A 20661-nucleotide genomic window follows, 5' to 3' on the forward strand; every position below is an offset into this window, starting at 1 on the left:
GGAGAAGATGAAGGAAGAAAAACAGAAGGAATTGATTAATATACTTAAAATATTGTCACCAGGTACACTACTTAGAGAAGGTTTAGATAATATTTTATACGCTAAAACTGGTGGTCTTATAGTATTAAGTGATAGTGATGAGATTTTAGGTCTAATTGATGGTGGTTTTAGTATTTATTCAGAGTATACTCCAGCTTATATATACGAACTTGCTAAGATGGATGGTGCTATTATTATTAGTAGTGATTTAAAAAAGATATTATATGCTAACACTCAGCTTATACCAAATTCATCCATACATACACTTGAAACAGGTACTAGGCATAGAACAGCTCAAAGAATTGCCAAACAGACAGGTTCAATGGTGGTGGCTATCTCTCAAAGGAAAAATCTAATAACTGTTTATAAAGATGATATTAAGTATATAGTAAGAGATAGTGGTGAAGTTTTAGCTAAGGCAAATCAAGCACTAAATACCCTTGAAAAGTATGTTTCCGTCTTTGAAAAGATTATTAATAATTTAAATAGATTAGAACTTCATGATTCTGTTAGATTAATAGATGTATCTACTGCTATTCAAAGAGTAGAAATGATTATGAGGATTGTATATGAGATTGAAGTATATATATGCGAATTAGGCAATGAAGGTAGATTAATAGAAATGCAACTTAAAGAACTAATCAAAAATATTGAAGAGGACGGAATGTATTTAATTAGAGATTATTCTAAAGAAGAAGCTAATATAAATACTATTTACAGAAATATACAGAAATTATCCAAAGATGAATTATTAGACCTAAACAATATATCTAAATTACTAGGATATCCTTCTAGTTCATTATTAGATACTTTAGTATTCACAAAAGGATATAGAATTTTAAATAAAATTTATAGAATACCTACTTCTGTTATAGAAAATTTGATTAGTCATTTTAAACAATTAAGATTTGTTGAAAGTGCTTCTTTTGAAGAACTTGATGCTGTAGAGGGCATAGGGGAAGCTAGAGCAAAGGCTATAAAAAATGGAATTGAAAAATTGAAAGAACAATATTCATTCCATAATGAAATATAGCACAAAATCTTAAATGTTTTGTGCTATACAATGTACTACTTTAATGTGTATTTTCCTAAAGCGTTAATATTTTTATATTCTTTTAAAAATATATCATAAAGATTTAAATCAAGAGAATTGCAAACTGAAGCTATATAGAAAAAATGATTTCCTAGCTCTTTTTCTAATATTTCTCGACAAGAATTACAAATATTACCTTTAAGGTGAGTATCAAAACAATGATCTAAATCCTCTAAATCTAAATTATCTATATTGTGAGGAATATGTTGTTTTTCAGCATCTACTTTTAAGCAACCACAACTAGTTACAGATTTTATTAAAGCTCTATTAACTCTAGCCTCAGACTCTTGAAGCTTTGACATAATATCTAATATACTTTTATGTCTTAATAAACATTCATCAACAGAATTTTGAAATTCATCGAAAATAAGATCCTTCATTACTTTCAACTCCTTATAAAAATTTTAAGGTACATGTTTAAATTAAATAGCATTTATTGATATAATATATAAGATTTATTCTTACTTCCAAATCTAACTTATGTTTATATAATATATCATTGTTATAACAAATGATAGGGGGATAGTTATAATATTATTTTGACCTATATAACATAAAGATTAAAATATCATAAGAATTAAAGGTTTTCAATTAATATTTTATTAAGAATGTGATAACTTATTGCAATAAATTTGTTCATAATATATATTATTATAAATAGGATAGTATTTTAATAATTTGTCAATAATCAAATAGGGAGGTGAATCTCTTGTTGAAAAATATATTAAGAGCTCTTATTACTATTGCAGGAGGAAGCTTAGGATATATAATAGGAACTTGGATTAGTCGAACAGAATTTATAGTAGGCCTTGGCATACTTAATAACTCGCCATTAAAAGGAATTTTATTTATTATATTTTGTGTTTTAGCATTCTTAGTTTTATTTTATTTCTTATCCTCATATGTTACTAAGCTTATAATGAGAGCTATAGATTACACAGAGAAGAGTTTACAAAAAGTACCTACAGCAGACATGTTATTAGGAGCAATTGGAGCGGTTTTAGGATTAATAGTATCCGTACTGCTTTCAAGTTTGATTAAAAGTACATCAGTGATTTACACAATTATATCGATTATAGTAACTTTAGTAATTGTCGTAGTATCAGCAGATGTCGCAGTTAGAAAAAAAGAAGATATTTTATCACTACTTTCCAATTTAAAAAGAATATCACCAAATAAAGAGGCTAAACATAAAAACATACCAAAAGGAAGTGCAAAGGTATTAGATACTTCTGTTATTATTGATGGAAGAATATTTGATCTTTGCCAAACGGGGTTCATTGAAGGTGTACTAGTAATACCTAACTTTGTCTTAAATGAATTAAGACATATAGCTGATTCAGGAGATGGACTTAAAAGAAATAGGGGAAGAAGAGGACTTGATATATTAAATAAAATACAAAAAGAATTAAGTATAAAAGTTGAAATATGGGAGGGAGATTTCCCTGAGATACCAGAGGTTGATATTAAGTTACTAAAACTTGCACAGCTTTTAAATGGTAAGGTTATAACTAATGATTATAATCTTAATAAAGTAGCTGAATTTCAAGGAGTTTCTGTATTAAATATCAATGAACTTGCTAATGCAATAAAGCCTGTAGTTCTTCCAGGAGAAGAAATGAAGATTCAAATTGTTAAAGATGGTAAGGAGTCAGGTCAAGGTCTTGCATACCTTGATGATGGTACAATGATAGTTGTTGAAGAAGGTAGAAGTTATATAGGAGAAACTATATTAGTAGTTGTAACATCAGTGCTTCAAACTGCTGCAGGTAGAATGATTTTTGCTAAAGCTAAAGAAATGCTTTAGGAGGATATATGAATAAAAACGTAGCCGTGATATTGGCAGCGGGAAAAGGCAAAAGAATGGGAGCAAATAAAAATAAGCAGTTTCTTGAAATGAAAGAAAAGCCTATTTTATATTATACTCTAAAAGCTTTTTCGAATTGTAATTTAATTGATGAAATTATTTTAGTAGCTGCCAAAGATGAAATAGAGTATTGCAGAAAAGAAATTATAGAAAAATATAGGTTTGAGAAAGTTACTTCCATAGTTTCTGGTGGAAAAGAAAGGCAACATTCTGTATTAAATGGACTATTAGCTATAAAAAATTGTAATATAGTAATAATTCATGATGGTGCAAGGCCTTTTGTTGATAATAATATTATAAATACTGGTATTATGTATGCAGAAAAATATGGAGCTGTTGCATGTGGAGTTAAACCTAAAGACACAATTAAAGTTAAAAATGAATATGGTTTTTCTATAAACACTCCAGATAGGGAGACTCTTTTTGCAGTCCAAACCCCTCAAAGCTTTAAATATGATATCATCTTAAATTGTCATAAGAAAGTAAATAAAGACAATATATCAGTTACAGATGATACCATGGTAGTAGAGCAATATGGATATAAAGTTTATTTATATGAAGGGAACTACAATAATATAAAAATTACTACTACAGAGGATTTAATTATAGGAGAAAAAATTCTGGAAAATCTAATAATGCCATAAAAATATTTATATCCTCTTGACAGTATAAATTTTAAATTGTATAGTATTTTCTTGTAAATATAATTTAATATTTAAGTTGTGATGAGGAAGACTAGTAGAAATTAACATACAGAGAGAAAATCCATGGCTGAAAGATTTTTACCAATTTTGAACCTACTTCTGAGCAGTAGCAAAACTACCGGTAAGTATACCGTTATCAAAAGAGAGTACAAATTTAGGTGGTACCGCGATATTAACTCGCCCTAAAACTAGGGTGAGTTTTTTTGTGTCTAAAATTATTTTAAACCTTTATGATAATAAATATGTTGATATTAAGGAGTGATTTACAATGAGATTATCAAATATGTTTTTAGGAACATTAAGAGAAGTTCCAGCAGAAGCAGAAATTTTAAGCCATCAGTTAATGCTTAGAGCTGGAATGATAAGAAAATTAGCTTCAGGTGTGTACAATTATATGCCTATAGGACTTAAAGTTTTAAAAAATATAGAAGATATAGTAAGAGAAGAAATGAATAAAACTGGTGCACAAGAGTTTTTAGCTTCAGCATTACTTCCTTCTGAACTTTGGAAAGAATCAGGCAGATGGGATGTTTTTGGACCTGAAATGTTTAAACTAAAAGATAGAAATGAAAGAGAATTCTGCTTAGGACCAACACATGAAGAAGTATTTACTGAGTTTGCAAGGAATGAAATAAAATCTTATAAACAATTACCTTTAAATTTATATCAAATTCAGACTAAATATAGAGATGAAAGAAGACCAAGATTTGGAGTTATGAGATCTAGAGAGTTTATAATGAAAGATGCATACTCTTTTGATAAAAATAATGAAGGATTAGATATAGCTTATGAAAAAATGTATCATGCTTATCATAACATATTTACAAGATGTGGATTAGATTTCAGTCCTGTAGAAGCAGATTCTGGTGCTATGGGTGGTTCAGGTTCTGCTGAGTTTATGGTTAAATCTGAAGTGGGAGAAGATGAGATAGTTTTTTGTAACTGTTGTAAGTATGGTGCTAACATGGAAAAAGCATCAGCTTTAGCTGAAATGCAAGAAAAAGAAGAATTAAATGAGATTGAAAAAATTTATACACCACACTCAAAAACTATAGACGAGCTAGTAGAATTTTTAAATATAGAAAAGAAAAAATTAGCTAAAACTATAATTTATAAGGCTGATGATAAAGTAGTTGCTGTTATGGTAAGAGGAGATAGAGAAATTAACGACACAAAAGTTATAAATGCATTAGGTGGAGTATTAGAATTTTCATTAGCTGATAGTGGAACTGTTAATAAGTCAACAAATGCTGAAATTGGATTTGCTGGACCTATTGGAATAAAGGTTGATATGCTATTTATAGATGAAGAAGTTATTAAAATGTACAATTTTGTAGTTGGAGCTAATGAAACAGAATATCATCTTAAAAATGTTAATTATGGAAGAGATTTTGAAGGGATAGTAGGAGACTTTAGAAAAGTTACTAATGAGGATAAATGTCCGAAATGTGGTGGAGGTATTACTATTGCTAGAGGCGTTGAGGTAGGTCATATATTTAAATTAGGAACTAAATATTCAGATGCTATGGGTGCTAATTTTATAGATGAAGAAGGTAAAAATAAGCCATTGATTATGGGATGTTATGGTATAGGTATAAATAGAACAATGGCAGCTATCATAGAACAGCATCATGATGAAAATGGTATAACATGGCCACTAGAAATTGCTCCATACCATGTAGTTATTGTTCCAGCGGTAATAAAGGATTCAGCGCAGGTTGAAGCAGCAGAGACATTATATAAGGAATTAAAATCTCTAGGAGCTAATGTTCTTCTAGATGATAGAAATGAAAGGGTAGGAGTTAAGTTTAAGGATTCTGAACTTATAGGAATACCTATGAGAATAACTGTGGGTAAAAAGATATCAGAAGGACTTGTAGAATTTAAACTTAGAACTAAAGAAGATCTTGAATTAATTGAATTAGAAAATGTTGTTGAAAGAGTTAAGAGAGAATTTGAATATAATAAACTTACTATAAAATAATGTATATATATATAATATTAGAACTGATATGTATATGAAAATAAATGTTATGTTTATTTTGATTCACAATTCATAACGCAAAATTTATAATTATGATTGAAATTAATTTTTTATAAATTGATTTCTCAAACAAATTTTTTCTAGCAATGTATTGCTAGCTTCTCACCTTTGGGGGACTTAATCAATGGAAAATTGACAATTGTGGTGGAGATTAATTCTTACAAATTAATTTCTTCAAATAGATTTTTCAATAAAAGTGACTGCATCACTTTGAAAAGAAATAAATTTAGAACTTCTCTTTTATAAGAGAAGTATCAATAATTCTCAATTGTCAATCGTCAACTCTCAAATGTATAAGGGTTCCTCTAAGGTGTAGTATAGTTCGGAATAATATGTATTTGCTTAACTAGAATAATGGAGATAAATAATAAAATTAAGGTATTAGCTAATGTATTTAATATCTGCAATTGTGCATTGTGAATTTAACAGTTCTAATTAAAACAGCAAAAAAAGAATTTGCATTAATATATACATTAACATTAAACTTCGTCCATCTATATATATTAAATATATTGAAAAAATACTATAGCATATTCTTATATGTTTTCTACTATGTTAAATTATAATTTTCTATAGATACTTATTTATTATTATCTATAGAAAATTAATTTTTATTAACATGAAATATCTTCAGAACTTTTGACTAATTATTATATTTTAAATTTTTTGTTAATTTAATATAAACTTTTAAACAAAAGGAGAGAAAATAGTGAGTATAACATTATCATTATCTGACATAAAAAAGGCACAGGAAAGTTTAAAGGGAGTTGTAAGAAAGACACCTTTATTCCATTCCAGTACGTTTTCAAAAGATACTGGATATGAAGTGTATTTAAAATGTGAAAATAAACAAAAAACTGGTTCTTTCAAACTAAGAGGAGCTTATAATAAAGTTGCATCATTAACAGAAGAAGAAAGAGCTAGGGGAGTTGTTGCATCTTCAGCAGGGAATCATGCTCAAGGAGTTGCATATGCATCAACTATATTTGGTGTTAAGTCTACAATATGTATGCCATTAACAGCACCTCTTGCAAAAGTTCAAGCTACAAAGAACTATGGAGCAACGGTTATACAACATGGTGAAGTTTACGATGAATGTTATGCTAAAGCAGTAGAAGTACAAAAGGAAACGGGAGCAACATTTTTACACCCATTTAATGATGAACATGTAATAGCAGGACAAGGAACAATTGCTCTTGAAATTTTTGAAGATTTATCAGACGTTGATACTATAATAGTTCCAATTGGTGGAGGAGGAATTATAGCAGGGATTGCAGTAGCAGCTAAAGCTATAAAGCCCGATGTAAAGATAATAGGAGTTCAGGCAGAAATAATTGCTTCAAGCAAAGCATCCTTAGAAAAAGGGGAAGTTGTTACAGTTGAAGGTTCAAAGTCATTAGCAGATGGTATATCTGTTAAAACTCCAGGAGATAAAACTTTTGAAATAATAAAAGAGTATGTTGATGAGATAGTAACAGTTACAGAAGATGAAATCGCCTATGGAATATTTGCACTAATGGAAAGAAATAAGGTTATAGCTGAAGGTGCAGGAGTTGTTTCCTTAGCTGCATTATTAACAGGAAAAATTAAAAATGCTGGTAAAAATGTTGTTGCAGTTATAAGTGGTGGAAATATAGATATAGCTACAATATCAAAACTAATTGATAGACAATTAGTTCTAGTTGAAAGAAGAATAACTTTACAATTTGAATTAAAAGATAAAATAGGTCAATTGGGAGCGTTAGTTGCTGAAGTAGCTACGTTAGGTGGAAATGTAGCAAAGATTAAACAAGATAAAAACTGGAATCCTAAAGGGCTTGAATTTACAAACATTGAAATAGAAATTGAAACAGAATCAAAAGAACATGCTGCAATGATAAAAAATGCCTTAGCAATAAAAGGATATATATTTGAACAAATATATAAATAATCTTTTAAGATTAATCTATACATTTAAGAGAATTAGATAGTTAGTATTTTAAAAATCTTTAATTAATTATCTTATTTAAGGTATTTATAATATATACAATAAAAATTATATTTGATATATAAGTGTTTACAACAGTTTTTAAAAAACTCTAAAACTGTTGTAAACATTTTTTATTTAAAGGAAATTTATATTAGAGTAAAATAATAGGTAAGTATAATTAAAGTGATAGTTTATTTTTATGACTTATAAAAATCACTACCAATTCTTCCTTTTTATAATAATTTATATGTCATTTTAAAAATATTTTCAATGGTTCTTGCCATAAGAAAAAGTATTGCATTGTAATAAAATGAGGATATGAATTAAAGATAAAAAGAAGATTATACAAAGTTTTTAGTATTGTTATTAAATTTATATATTTATAATTTATTGGCTAAATTTCGTCATGATTTTTAAAAATATTCATTTATTACCTGTTATTATTTTAAATATCTGTGTATAATTAAAATTGAATAACTATAAGGTTAAGGAGAAAAACATGAACTTTCAATTACTAAAGGGAAAATTCACTCTAGAAGAGATAAAACAACTTAATCCACTAGTATTGGCTTTGATAGGAGATGCTGTGTATGAAGTGTTTATAAGAACATATTTAGTGGAAAAAAATAGAGGACTTAATGTGCATAAGGTTCATGTAAAAACTGTATCTTATGTAAAAGCAAAAGCACAAAGTGAATATATGAAGATTATAATAGATGATTTAGAAGATGATGAAATGGCTATTTTTAAAAGAGGAAGAAATTCTAAATCTCATACACCTAAAAATTCAGACGTAGCTGATTATAGATGGGCTACTGGTTTTGAAGCGGTTATAGGATATCTATATTTATGTGAAAAGGAAGAAAAACTTAATTATATATTAAGTAAGATAGTAAAATACGAGGAGGATAAAAATGACTTTGAAAGTTAAATTAATTGAGCATACACCAAATCCAGAAAAGGTTATTGCATCAGCAGCAAAACTTTGTTATAGCTCTGTAGGAGTAGACGAAATATTAGAAGGATTAGATAAAGAAAAAACAGAAAACTTTTTAAGTATGCTTATGAATTATGGTCACTATTCTCCTATTGAGCATGTTAGTTTTACCTTTGCTATTGAAGGAGTGTCTAGAAGTTTAACTCATCAACTAGTACGCCATAGAGTTGCTTCATACTCACAACAAAGTCAAAGATACGTAAAGTTGGATGCCTTTGAGTACATAATACCACCATCAATAGAAAATAATTCTAAAGCTAAAGAAATATTTATAGAAGCGATGAAAAAGGACCAAGAATATTATGATGAAATTGTAGAAATATTATTTGAACAAATTTATAATGAAAGCTTAAATAAATATATAAGAGAGAAGTCTTTAAATTCGACATCAGAAGTTGAAGAACGTGTATTAAGAAAACTAAAATCACAAGCGCAGAAAAAGGCCATTGAAGATGCTAGATATGTATTTCCTAATGCTTGTGAAACTAAAATTATTGTTACGATGAATGCAAGAGAGCTTATGCATTTTTTTGCACATAGATGCTGTAATAGAGCTCAATGGGAAATTAGAGACATGGCAGATGCAATGTTAAAAGAAGCAAAAAAAGTAGCTCCTATTTTATTTAAAAATGGAGGACCAAATTGTATAAAGGGATCTTGCCCTGAAGGTACTATGACCTGTGGAGAAATTGTGACAGTAAGGAAAAAATATTCTAATTTATAAACAACTACATAAATTAAAGTTATGCTTTTGGATATAATTACAGATAACTTAAATTTAAATAGGTTTATGAAAGAGGTTGAAATATGAAAGAAAATAAAAAAACTAACAGTAGAGATAGAGTTAAAAAAGAATATAACAATAAAACTAATATGGGCAATGAAGAAATAATAAGAGAAGATATTATTGAAGGAAGAAATTCAGTAATTGAAGCTTTAAAATCTGATAGAACTATAGAGCAAATATTAGTTGCTAAAGGCGATACTAAGGGTTCTATTAATGTGGTTTTAGCTTTGGCAAAGGAAAAAGGTGTAGTTGTTAAAACTGTAGATCGTGTAAAGCTTGATTCTATGTCTTTAACAGGATCTCACCAAGGCGTAATAGCTAAAGTTACTGCTTATAAATATTATCATGTAAAAGAAATTATTGATTATGCAAATTCAAAAAATGAAAAACCATTTTTAATTATACTAGATGAAATTGAAGACCCTCATAATTTTGGTTCAATTATAAGAACGGCAGAAGTTTGCGGAGCCCATGGAATTATAATTCCTAAAAGAAAAAATGTAGGGGTCACTCCTATTGTTTATAAAACTTCTGCAGGTGCTACAGAACATATGAGAATAGCTAAAGTTACGAATATTAACAGCACTATAGATGAGTTAAAAGAATTAGGATTATGGATATATGGTGCTGATATGCATGGTGAGAATTGTTATGATGTGGACTTAAAAGGTGCAGTAGCATTAGTTATAGGAAGTGAAGGAAAGGGTATATCAAAACTAACTAAAGAAAAATGTGATGTGCTAATGAAAATTCCTATGGTTGGTCAAATAACTTCGCTTAATGCTTCTGTAGCTGGTGGAATACTAATGTATGAGGTGTTGAAGCAAAAGTTGAAATAGACTTTTGTTAATATAATCTTGAGAAAGATATTTATAGATGGCTACAATGTTATAAATAGTTGGCCAGAACTTAGAGCGATAAAGGATTATAGTTATGAATCTGCAAGGACAAAATTAATAGATATTATGATTAACTATTCTTCCTTTAAGGGGTATAACATTATAATAGTTTTCGATGCTCATATGGTAAAAGGCAGTCTTCAAAAGAAAGAGAGGATTGGAAATATCACAGTAGTTTTTACGAAAGAAGGAGAAACAGCAGACTTATATATTGAAAAAACCGTAAATAATATAGGTAGAGTATCAGAGGTTTATGTAGTTACTTCTGATGCTATTGAACAACAAGTTACTTTTCAAAGGGGAGCCAATAGAGTATCTTCGTTAGAGTTTTATCACACCGTTATGGAGGCTAATAAGAAGATTTCTAAAAAATATGAAAAAACTTATTCGCAAGATAGAAATTTATTTGAAGATATGATTGACAGTGAAATAGCTGAAAAGCTAGAAAAAATAAGGCGAAGCAAGTAATATAGCTTGACGCTTTAAAATAATAATGTATAATTTTAGTTAAGTCCATATTCATTTTGGAGGGGATGCTTTTGGAGAAAAGGGTTGACAATGAGGAGTTAAATTCCCAGTTTATGAACAAAACTGATGAGGAAATTGTTGCTGAAGCTAGAAATGGGGACAATCGTGCTTTAGAATATTTGCTATGTAAATATCAAAATTTTGTGAAAGCTAAAGCTAAATCATATTTTTTAATTGGTGCAGATAAAGAAGATATATACCAAGAAGGTATGATTGGGCTATTTAAAGCTATTAGAGATTTTAGAACAGATAAGTTAGCATCCTTTAAGGCTTTTGCGGAACTTTGTGTTACAAGGCAAATAATAACGGCAGTTAAAACTGCCACACGTCAAAAACATATTCCATTAAATACATATGTATCACTAAACAAACCTATATATGATGAAGAATCAGATAGAACACTTCTAGATATAATATCAGGAGTTAAAGTGTCTGATCCAGAAGAACTAGTAATAAGTAGAGAAGAAGTAGAAAGTATTGAGAATGAGATAGGTGAAGTGTTGTCAGATCTAGAGATGGAAGTGCTCATGTCTTATCTAGATGGTAAATCTTATCAAGAAATTGCTTGTGACTTAGACAGACATGCTAAGTCTATTGATAATGCTCTACAAAGAGTTAAAAGAAAATTGGAAAAATGCTTAGATAAAAGAAAGTAATAGCGTTGACATAAAAGGATATATATAGTATAATGAGTAACTGATATATAGTATTTAAGTATACATTTAACATTTGTATGATGCGATTTTTTTATAAATCTACATCATATTTTAATGCCCATATAGCTCAGTAGGTAGAGCGTCACCTTGGTAAGGTGGAGGTCACCGGTTCAATCCCGGTTATGGGCTCCAAACTTACTTAAGGAAACGCAACACACCAGGGTGAGTTTATAGGAGTAAATTAATTAATTATTCATTCATAATAATTAAGCCTATATCAAGGAGGAATAAAAAATGGCTAAGGAAAAATTTGAAAGAAGCAAACCGCACGTTAACATTGGAACTATAGGACACGTTGACCACGGTAAAACAACATTAACAGCTGCAATCACAACAGTATTAGCAAGCAGAGGATTTGCAGAGGCATTCAAATATGACCAAATAGACAAAGCACCAGAGGAAAAAGAAAGAGGAATCACAATCAATACATCACACGTTGAGTATCAAACAGATAACAGACACTATGCTCACGTTGACTGTCCAGGACACGCTGACTATGTAAAGAACATGATAACAGGAGCAGCTCAAATGGATGGAGCAATCTTAGTAGTATCAGCAGCAGACGGTCCAATGCCACAAACAAGAGAGCATATACTGCTAGCATCAAGAGTAGGAGTACAATACATAGTAGTATTCTTAAACAAAGCAGATATGGTAGACGATCCAGAATTATTAGAATTAGTTGAAATGGAAGTAAGAGAATTATTAAGCGAGTATGACTTCCCAGGAGATGATATTCCAGTAATAACAGGATCAGCATTAAAAGCATTAGAAAACCCAACAGATGAAGCTGCGACAGCATGCATAATGGAATTAATGGAATCAGTAGACAGCTATATTCCAACTCCAGAAAGAGCAACAGACAAAGCATTCTTAATGCCAGTAGAGGACGTATTCACAATCACTGGAAGAGGAACAGTTGCAACAGGAAGAGTAGAAACAGGAATATTAAAAGTTGGAGACGAGATAGAACTTGTTGGACTAAGCGAAGAGAAGAGAAAAGTAGTTTGTACAGGAGTTGAGATGTTTAGAAAACTTCTTGATGAAGCACAAGCAGGAGACAATATAGGAGCATTATTAAGAGGGGTGCAAAGAGCAGACATCCAAAGAGGTCAGGTTTTAACAAAACCAGGTTCAGTAAACCCACACGTTAAGTTTGTAGGTCAAGTATACGTACTTAAAAAAGAAGAAGGTGGAAGACATACACCATTCTTTGATGGATACAGACCACAGTTCTACTTCAGAACAACAGACGTAACAGGATCAATCAAATTACCAGACGGAATGGAAATGGTAATGCCAGGAGACCACATCGACATGAACGTTGAATTAATCACTCCAATCGCAATGGATGAAGGATTAAGATTCGCGATCAGAGAAGGTGGAAGAACAGTAGGTTCAGGAGTTGTTACTTCTATAATTAAATAATATAGAGAAATCAATGTATAGGACTAGGTTTCTAACCTGGTCCTTTTAAGAGGTATAGTTAGTTTCAAAACAGGTAATACTTACCACCAAAGACAATAACTAATTTATTGACATATATAATAAGTTATGTTAAATTATTTAGGTAGCAAAAGTTTTGAAATTAAGTTGTAATTAGGTAAGAAAAAGCTTTCATGATATAAATGATTCGTAGAGCAGGAGGTGTAGATTGTGAGAGTTAAAATAACTTTAGCATGTACTGAGTGTAAACAAAGAAACTACAACACTATGAAAAATAAGAAAAATAATCCAGACAGAATAGAAATGCAAAAATACTGCAAATTCTGCCACAAACATACACTTCATAAAGAAACAAAGTAATGTTTGAACATCATATATTTTTGGGGATGTGAGAAATATGGCTAATAAAGTTGATATAAAATCAAATGAGAAAAGAAAGCGTGCAGGAATAGTACAGTTTTTTGTTGACTTAAAGGCTGAGTTCAAAAGAGTAACATGGCCTGCAAAGGTTGAAACAAAGAAAGCTGCTGCCGCTGTAATTAGCTTTTGTCTTCTTTATGTGATTCTAGTAGGTTTGTTGGATGCTGGTTTCAATAACCTCTTTAAAATGTTCTTTAAATAATACAAAAAAAGGAGGTAGGGGATTGATACTTCAAACTTCAAACCCCTTGAGCTATGACAGGTAAAGCTAAATGGTACGTAGTCCATACTTATTCTGGATATGAAAATAAAGTTAAAGCTAACCTTGAAAAAGCTATAGAAAATAGAAACCTTGAAGAATTCGTTCACGATATTCAAGTTCCTATGGAAGAGCAGGTTGAAATCAAGGATGGCAAGAAAAAAATAACTTATAAAAAAGTATTCCCAGGATATGTAATGGTGAAAATGGTAATGACAGACGATTCGTGGTATATCGTAAGAAATACTAGAGGAGTCACTGGATTTGTAGGACCTGGATCTAAGCCCGTTCCTCTAACAGAGGATGAAGTATACAATATGGGAATAGTTGAAAGAACTGTAACTGTAGATGTGGAAATTGGTGAACAAGTTAAGATAGTTTCTGGTCCGTTTGAAAATTTCACAGTGTTAATTCAAGAAATAAATATTGAAAAACACAAAATTAAAGGTTTAGTTGATATGTTCGGTAGGGAAACCCCTGTTGAACTTGAATTTAATCAAATAGAAAAATTAGATTAGGCTTATAAGATAAGATCTTTATTATAGATTTAGTCTTATTAAGTGGGAGGGCTTTAAAAGTCCGATTACCACAATATAGGAGGTGTAAACTCATGGCTAAGAAAATAACAGGAATGATAAAACTTCAACTTCCTGCAGGAAAAGCAACTCCAGCACCACCAGTTGGACCTGCACTTGGTCAACATGGTGTAAATATTATGGGATTCTGTAAGGAATTTAACGCAAAAACTGCTGATCAAGCGGGAATGATAATTCCAGTAGTAATCACTGTATATCAGGATAGATCTTTTAGTTTTATACTAAAGACTCCACCAGCAGCAGTATTATTAAAGAAAGCAGCTGGAATAGAAAGTGGTTCAGGAGTTCCAAATAGAGATAAGGTTGCTAAAGTATCTACAGCTAAAGTAAGAGAAATAGCTGAATTAAAGATGCCAGATTTAAATGCTGCATCAGTAGAAGCTGCTATGAGCATGATAGCTGGAACAGCTAGAAGCATGGGTATAGTAGTAGAAGATTAATTCGATTTTAAATTAGTGGGAGGCAAAAACCGTTAATACCACGAAGGAGGATAGCAAAATGGGAAAGAATTACATAGAGAGTGCTAAGCTTATTGACAAAAGTGCTCTATATACACCATCAGAAGCTATGGAGCTTGCAGTAAAAACATCAAAAGCTAAATTTGATGAGACAATAGAAGTTCACGTAAGACTTGGTGTTGATCCAAGACATGCGGATCAACAAGTAAGAGGAGCAGTTGTTCTTCCTCATGGAACTGGTAAAACAGTTAGAGTTTTAGTTTTCGCTAAAGGCGATAAAGCTAAAGAAGCAGAAGCTGCAGGAGCAGATTTTGTTGGAGCTGAAGAGTTAGTTGATAAAATTCAAAAAGAAAACTGGTTTGGATTTGACATAGTTGTTGCTACACCAGATATGATGGGAGTAGTAGGAAGACTAGGTAGAGTATTAGGACCAAAAGGATTAATGCCAAACCCAAAATCAGGAACAGTTACATTTGATGTTGCTAAAGCTTTATCAGATATTAAAGCAGGTAAAGTTGAGTACAGAGTAGATAAAACTGCTATTGTACACGTAGGAATTGGCAAAAAATCATTTGGAGAAGAAAAATTACAACAGAACTTCCAAACATTAATGGAAGCTATTGTAAAAGCTAAACCAGCTGCAGCAAAAGGACAATACATTAAGTCTGTTACTGTTGCAAGTACGATGGGACCTGGAGTAAAAATTAATCCTGTAAAAGTTATAGAATAATTTTTATAAAAACCTTGACTTGTTGTATTAAGTATGTTAGAATCTTAAAAGTTGAATAGATAAATATTCCGTAGACAGTAGGTGCATAAGCGTAACAGAAATTACCTACCGAGGATTCTAATAGAACGTGATGATTTTATTGGTCTCTTCGTATGTTTGCGGAGAGACTTTTATTATTAAATAAACAGTGATAAGCTGTGAGGAGGTGGACACACAGTGCAAAGCAAAAACAGAATGTTAAAAGAAGCAAAAGTTGCTGAAATAAAAGAAAAATTAGAAAAAGCTCAAGGTGTTATACTAAGTGAATATCAAGGTTTAACAGTTGAGCAAGATACAGAATTAAGAAAAAAATTAAGAGAAACTGGTGTAGAATATAAAGTTTATAAAAATACACTAGTAGCTTTAGCTGCTAAAGAGTTAGGAGTAGAAGGATTAGAGCAATACCTTCAAGGACCAGTATCTATAGCATTTGGATATGAAGATCCAACAGCTCCAGCTAGAGTATTAAATGATTTTGCTAAAACTAATAAAAAGCTTCAATTAAAAGCTGGATTAGTTCAAGGTGAAATATTTGATGAAAATAAAATTAAAGAGCTTGCTTCAATACCACCAAAAGAGGTATTACTTGCAAAACTTCTTGGAAGTTTCAAAGCTCCAGTATCAAACTTAGCTTACTTATTAAGTGCTATAAAAGAGCAAAAAGAATCAGCTGAGTAATTTAGTTACTAAAAATAAGAACAAAGAATAGAAAAAGAGAAATTTCGGAGGTGCATTTAAAATGACAAAAGAGCAAATTATAGAAGCTATAAAAGGAATGAGCGTTTTAGAATTAAACGAATTAGTTAAAGCTTGTGAAGAGGAATTCGGAGTAAGCGCTGCTGCTCCAGTAGCAGTAGCAGGAGCTGTAGCAGGAGGAGCTGCAGCAGCAGAGGAAAAAACTGAGTTTGATGTAGTATTAGCTAATGCAGGAGCTAATAAAATCAAAGTTATAAAAGTAGTTAGAGAAATAACTGGATTAGGCTTAAAAGAAGCTAAAGAAATAGTTGACGGAGCTCCTAAGACAGTAAAAGAAGGCGCAAGCAAAGATGATGCTGAAAGCATGAAAGCTAAATTAGAAGAAGTAGGCGCTGTTGTAGAAGTAAAATAGTGACATAATACAAGGAGCACTTTGTATAAAGTGCTCCTTTTTTATCTAAAGCATTGACAAATGCTTTGAGTAATGATAACATAATTTAATGCGAAAGTATTTAGACAATGAATCATGGTTATAAGTATTGTTAAAAAATGAATATTTTTTAAAAAAATGGTTATAATTACATGATGAAAATGTGTGAAGTCCGAAAACACAAAGTCCTAGGGGATAGTGGGTTTTTGGGTTATTTTAGTTTATACAAGGGGTGAAAGCTGATGGTACATCCTGTCAAAAATGGTAAAAGAACAAGAATGAGTTTTGCTAAAGTAAACGAGACGGCTACTATGCCTAATCTAATTGAAGTTCAGTTAGACTCATATAATTGGTTTTTAGCTGAAGGACTACATGAAGTGTTTGAAGATATAAATCCAATTCAAGATTATACTGGAAATTTGGCATTAGAATTTGTAGGCTATAAGCTTGATAAGGAAAATATCAAATACACTGTAGAACAGTGTAAAGAAAGAGATACAACTTATGCAGCACCACTAAAAGTTAAAGTAAGACTACGTAACAATGAAACTGGTGAAATAAAGGAGCAAGAAGTATTCATGGGTGACTTCCCACTTATGACAGAGCAAGGAACTTTTGTTATAAACGGGGCAGAAAGAGTTATAGTTAGCCAGCTTGTTAGATCGCCAGGAGTTTACTACAACTATACAATTGATAAAACTGGTAAGAAATTATTTTCATCAACAGTTATACCAAACAGAGGTGCGTGGTTAGAATACGAGACAGACTCAAATGACATAATATATGTAAGAATTGATAAAACAAGAAAGTTACCAATTACTGTGCTTGTAAGAGTTATGATGAACTATGGTAGTGATGCTGAAATATTGGAGTTCTTTGGTGAAGAGGAAAGATTACAGGCTACTATAGAGAAGGATAATACTAAGGACAAGAATGATGCATTATTAGAAATATATAAAAGATTAAGACCGGGTGAGCCACCAACTGTAGATAGTGCTGTATCACTTATTGATTCATTATTCTTTGATGCTAAGAGATATGATTTATCAAGAGTAGGAAGATATAAGTTTAATAAGAAATTATCAGTTCATTTAAGAATTGCTAACCAAATAGCAGCAGAAAATATAGTAAATCCTACAACAGGAGAAATTATAGTTGAAAAAGGTGAAAAAATCGACAGAGAGACAGCTCAAGAGATTCAAGACCTTGGAATTAATTCTGTTGACATTCAAGTAGATGATAGAAAAATTAGAGTTATAGGAAATAACTTTGTTAATATAAGCAAACATGTAAACTTTGATATTTCCGATCTAAACATTAGGGAATTAGTTCACTACCCAACACTAAAAGAAATATTAGAGAATTACAATGATGAAGAAACAATAAAAGAACAAATTAAATCAAATATAAATAGGTTAATACCTAAACATATAATTAAAGATGATATATATGCTACAGTTAGTTATGAGCTGGGATTAGCTTATGGAATTGGCTATATTGATGATATTGACCATTTAGGAAATAGAAGGTTAAGATCCGTTGGAGAACTACTGCAAAACCAATTTAGAATTGGACTTTCAAGAATGGAAAGAGTTGTTAAAGAGAGAATGACAATTCAAGATCAAGACATAATAACTCCTCAAGCCTTAATCAATATAAGACCAGTTGTAGCAGCAATAAAAGAGTTCTTTGGAAGTTCTCAATTATCTCAATTCATGGACCAAACAAACCCATTATCTGAACTAACTCATAAGAGAAGGTTATCCGCTCTTGGACCTGGAGGACTTTCAAGAGAAAGAGCAGGCTTTGAGGTAAGAGACGTTCACCACTCACATTATGGAAGAATGTGTCCGATTGAAACACCAGAGGGACCAAACATAGGTCTTATCAACTCATTATCAAGTTATGCTAAGGTAAATGAATATGGATTTATGGAAACTCCATATAGAGTTGTTGATAAGAAAACAGGGAAAATTACTGATATTATAAGATATATGACAGCTGATGAAGAAGACAACTACTTAGTTGCACAGGCAAATGAACCAATTGATGAAAATGGTATGTTTGTTGACAAGAAAGTAACTGTAAGAGCTAGACATGATATTATTATTGTTCCAAAAGAAGATGTTGATTTAATTGATATTTCTCCAAGACAGATAGTTTCTGTTGCAACAGCAATGATACCTTTCCTCGAGAATGATGACGCATCAAGAGCGCTGATGGGATCAAACATGCAACGTCAAGCGGTTCCATTATTAAAAACTCAAACTCCGATAGTAGGTACAGGAATTGAATATAAGGCTGCTGTTGATTCAGGGGTACTGCCTAAGGCGAAAAATGCCGGAACAGTTTCTTATGTAAGTGCAAATGAAATAAGAGTGAAGAGAGATGAAGACAGTGGAACTGATACTTACAAGTTACTTAAGTTCAAACGATCAAACCAAGGAACTTGTATAAATCAAAGACCAATTGTAAGCAAAGGTGAAAAAGTTGAAGTTGGAACAGTTCTTGCTGATGGACCATCTACTGACTTAGGTGAGATAGCTTTAGGTAAAAATATACGTATTGGATTTATAACTTGGGAAGGTTATAACTACGAGGACGCTATGCTAGTTTCTGAAGAGTTAGTAAAAGATGATATTTTCACATCTGTTCATATCGAAGAATATGAGGCAGAGGCTAGAGATACCAAACTTGGACCTGAAGAGATCACAAGAGATATTCCAAATGTAGGTGAAGAAGCTCTTAAAGATATAGATGAGCGTGGAATTATTAGAATAGGTGCGGAAGTTAGATCTGGAGACATATTAGTAGGAAAAGTTACTCCAAAAGGAGAAACTGAACTTACTGCTGAAGAGAGATTATTAAGAGCAATATTTGGAGAAAAGGCAAGAGAAGTTAGAGATACATCACTGAGAGTACCTCATGGAGAAGCAGGAATTATAGTAGATGTTAAAGTATTTACTAAGGAAAATGCCGATGAGCTTCCACCAGGAGTTAACCAATTAGTAAGATGTTATATAGCTCAAAAGAGAAAAATTTCTGTTGGAGATAAGATGGCTGGAAGACACGGAAATAAGGGTGTTATTTCAAGAGTCTTACCAGAAGAAGATATGCCATTCTTACCAGACGGAAGACCGCTACAAATATGCTTAAATCCACTAGGGGTTCCATCTCGTATGAACATTGGTCAGGTACTAGAAGTTCATTTAGGATGGGCAGCTAGTGAGTTAGGATGGCACATAGCTACTCCAGTGTTCGATGGCGCATTGGATACTGAAATAGAAGATTGTCTAGAACATGCTGGGTATAATAGAGACGGTAAAACTGTTCTTTATGATGGAAGAACAGGAGAAGCATTTGATAATAGAGTAACTGTTGGATATATGTATATCTTAAAACTACACCATTTAGTTGATGATAAGATACACGCAAGATCAACAGGACCATATTCGTTAGTTACCCAACAACCACTAGGAGGTAAAGCTCAATTCGGAGGACAAAGATTTGGAGAGATGGAGGTTTGGGCACTTCAAGCATATGGATCAGCTCATACTCTACAAGAAATCTTAACAGTTAAATCTGATGATGTAGTGGGAAGGGTTAAAACTTATGAAGCTATCGTAAAAGGTGAAAACATACCAGAACCAGGTGTGCCAGAATCATTTAAAGTTCTTATTAAAGAATTACAAGCACTTTGCTTAAATGTTAAACTTCTTGATGATTCACATGAAGAAATTAGGCTTAGGGAATCTGTTGAAGATGAACTTGAAGACTTAGAAGTTAACATAGAAGGAAATGAGGAGATAGTAAAAGAGGCGCCATCACCTGAATATGTTGAACCTGTTGAAGAGGCTGAAGAAGAAGTAGAACTAGATTATGAAAATTTACCTATAGATTTTACTGATGAATTAGAACTTAATGATTTCAGTGATGAAAACTAA

20 protein-coding genes, 1 tRNA gene and 1 other annotated feature are annotated in these 20661 nt (G+C 31.3%); of the genes, 20 read left to right on the top strand and 1 reads right to left on the bottom strand.

The genetic code is table 11. The annotated features are described in order from the left end of the window. Positions 1–7: 7 nt before the first annotated feature. Positions 8–1072: a DNA integrity scanning diadenylate cyclase DisA gene (gene disA / locus ACWPW7_RS04935; RefSeq protein ID WP_454052600.1), complete on the top strand. Its 1065-nt coding sequence runs from the start codon at positions 8–10 to the stop codon at positions 1070–1072. Positions 1073–1107: 35 nt separating this feature from the next. Here disA and ACWPW7_RS04940 read toward each other — a convergent pair whose 3' ends face one another. Further along, complete coding sequence (locus ACWPW7_RS04940; RefSeq protein ID WP_291560661.1) at positions 1108–1512, bottom strand: nucleoside triphosphate pyrophosphohydrolase family protein; 405 nt, start codon at positions 1510–1512, stop codon at positions 1108–1110. 329 nt (positions 1513–1841) lie between these two features. Between ACWPW7_RS04940 and ACWPW7_RS04945 the strand changes: the two genes are divergently transcribed. The 19 genes from ACWPW7_RS04945 to rpoB all read left to right on the top strand — a co-directional run bounded on the left by ACWPW7_RS04945 (position 1842) and on the right by rpoB (position 20661). After that, on the top strand, positions 1842–2939 hold the full coding sequence (locus ACWPW7_RS04945; protein ID WP_291560659.1) for a PIN/TRAM domain-containing protein: 1098 nt from the start codon (positions 1842–1844) through the stop codon (positions 2937–2939). An 8-nt stretch (positions 2940–2947) separates the two neighbouring features. Further along, positions 2948–3643, top strand: a complete 696-nt coding sequence (ispD, locus tag ACWPW7_RS04950) for a 2-C-methyl-D-erythritol 4-phosphate cytidylyltransferase (protein ID WP_454052601.1) — start codon at positions 2948–2950, stop codon at positions 3641–3643. A gap of 328 nt (positions 3644–3971) precedes the next feature. Beyond that, positions 3972–5687, top strand: coding sequence for a proline--tRNA ligase (locus ACWPW7_RS04955; RefSeq protein ID WP_454052602.1), 1716 nt, complete (start codon positions 3972–3974; stop codon positions 5685–5687). Between the two features lie 775 nt (positions 5688–6462). Continuing rightward, positions 6463–7677, top strand: coding sequence for a threonine ammonia-lyase (gene ilvA, locus ACWPW7_RS04960; RefSeq protein ID WP_454055471.1), 1215 nt, complete (start codon positions 6463–6465; stop codon positions 7675–7677). 538 nt (positions 7678–8215) lie between these two features. Beyond that, a complete protein-coding gene (locus tag ACWPW7_RS04965) occupies positions 8216–8647 on the top strand; it encodes a Mini-ribonuclease 3 (RefSeq protein ID WP_039630637.1) in 432 nt (143 codons plus the stop codon). Beyond that, positions 8631–9437: an FAD-dependent thymidylate synthase gene (thyX, locus tag ACWPW7_RS04970; RefSeq protein ID WP_454052603.1), complete on the top strand. Its 807-nt coding sequence runs from the start codon at positions 8631–8633 to the stop codon at positions 9435–9437. Before ACWPW7_RS04965 ends, thyX begins: the two co-directional genes overlap by 17 nt. 149 nt (positions 9438–9586) lie before the next feature. Further along, entirely contained in the window at positions 9587–10339 is a 753-nt protein-coding gene (gene rlmB / locus ACWPW7_RS04975; RefSeq protein ID WP_291560280.1) for a 23S rRNA (guanosine(2251)-2'-O)-methyltransferase RlmB, read from the top strand. A gap of 18 nt (positions 10340–10357) precedes the next feature. Further along, entirely contained in the window at positions 10358–10867 is a 510-nt protein-coding gene (locus tag ACWPW7_RS04980) for an NYN domain-containing protein (RefSeq protein ID WP_291560271.1), read from the top strand. A gap of 65 nt (positions 10868–10932) precedes the next feature. Beyond that, the gene (gene sigH / locus ACWPW7_RS04985; protein WP_291560268.1) at positions 10933–11583 is read left to right on the top strand and encodes an RNA polymerase sporulation sigma factor SigH; all 651 of its coding nucleotides are present in this window, start codon (positions 10933–10935) and stop codon (positions 11581–11583) included. A gap of 116 nt (positions 11584–11699) precedes the next feature. Further along, a tRNA-Thr gene (locus ACWPW7_RS04990) sits at positions 11700–11775 on the top strand. Between the two features lie 102 nt (positions 11776–11877). After that, positions 11878–13071, top strand: coding sequence for an elongation factor Tu (gene tuf / locus ACWPW7_RS04995; RefSeq protein WP_454052604.1), 1194 nt, complete (start codon positions 11878–11880; stop codon positions 13069–13071). A gap of 228 nt (positions 13072–13299) precedes the next feature. Beyond that, positions 13300–13449 (top strand): 50S ribosomal protein L33, encoded by a 150-nt coding sequence (gene rpmG, locus ACWPW7_RS05000; RefSeq protein ID WP_021285011.1) that lies wholly within the window; start codon positions 13300–13302, stop codon positions 13447–13449. A 37-nt stretch (positions 13450–13486) separates the two neighbouring features. After that, the gene (gene secE, locus ACWPW7_RS05005) at positions 13487–13711 is read left to right on the top strand and encodes a preprotein translocase subunit SecE (protein ID WP_454052605.1); all 225 of its coding nucleotides are present in this window, start codon (positions 13487–13489) and stop codon (positions 13709–13711) included. A gap of 53 nt (positions 13712–13764) precedes the next feature. Further along, positions 13765–14286 carry a transcription termination/antitermination protein NusG gene (nusG, locus tag ACWPW7_RS05010; protein WP_454052606.1) on the top strand — a complete coding sequence of 174 codons (522 nt, stop codon included), beginning with the start codon at positions 13765–13767 and terminating at the stop codon, positions 14284–14286. A 92-nt stretch (positions 14287–14378) separates the two neighbouring features. Next, positions 14379–14804 carry a 50S ribosomal protein L11 gene (rplK, locus tag ACWPW7_RS05015; RefSeq protein ID WP_039629588.1) on the top strand — a complete coding sequence of 142 codons (426 nt, stop codon included), beginning with the start codon at positions 14379–14381 and terminating at the stop codon, positions 14802–14804. Positions 14805–14862: 58 nt separating this feature from the next. After that, entirely contained in the window at positions 14863–15552 is a 690-nt protein-coding gene (rplA, locus tag ACWPW7_RS05020) for a 50S ribosomal protein L1 (RefSeq protein WP_454052607.1), read from the top strand. Positions 15553–15602: 50 nt separating this feature from the next. Further along, positions 15603–15735, top strand: a sequence feature (ribosomal protein L10 leader region). A gap of 33 nt (positions 15736–15768) precedes the next feature. Next, positions 15769–16269, top strand: a complete 501-nt coding sequence (gene rplJ, locus ACWPW7_RS05025; RefSeq protein WP_454052608.1) for a 50S ribosomal protein L10 — start codon at positions 15769–15771, stop codon at positions 16267–16269. A 61-nt stretch (positions 16270–16330) separates the two neighbouring features. Beyond that, entirely contained in the window at positions 16331–16699 is a 369-nt protein-coding gene (rplL, locus tag ACWPW7_RS05030) for a 50S ribosomal protein L7/L12 (RefSeq protein WP_039629592.1), read from the top strand. A 260-nt stretch (positions 16700–16959) separates the two neighbouring features. Then, the gene (rpoB, locus tag ACWPW7_RS05035; protein ID WP_454052609.1) at positions 16960–20661 is read left to right on the top strand and encodes a DNA-directed RNA polymerase subunit beta; all 3702 of its coding nucleotides are present in this window, start codon (positions 16960–16962) and stop codon (positions 20659–20661) included.

It is taken from the genome of Clostridium sp. Marseille-Q7071 (assembly GCF_965112025.1).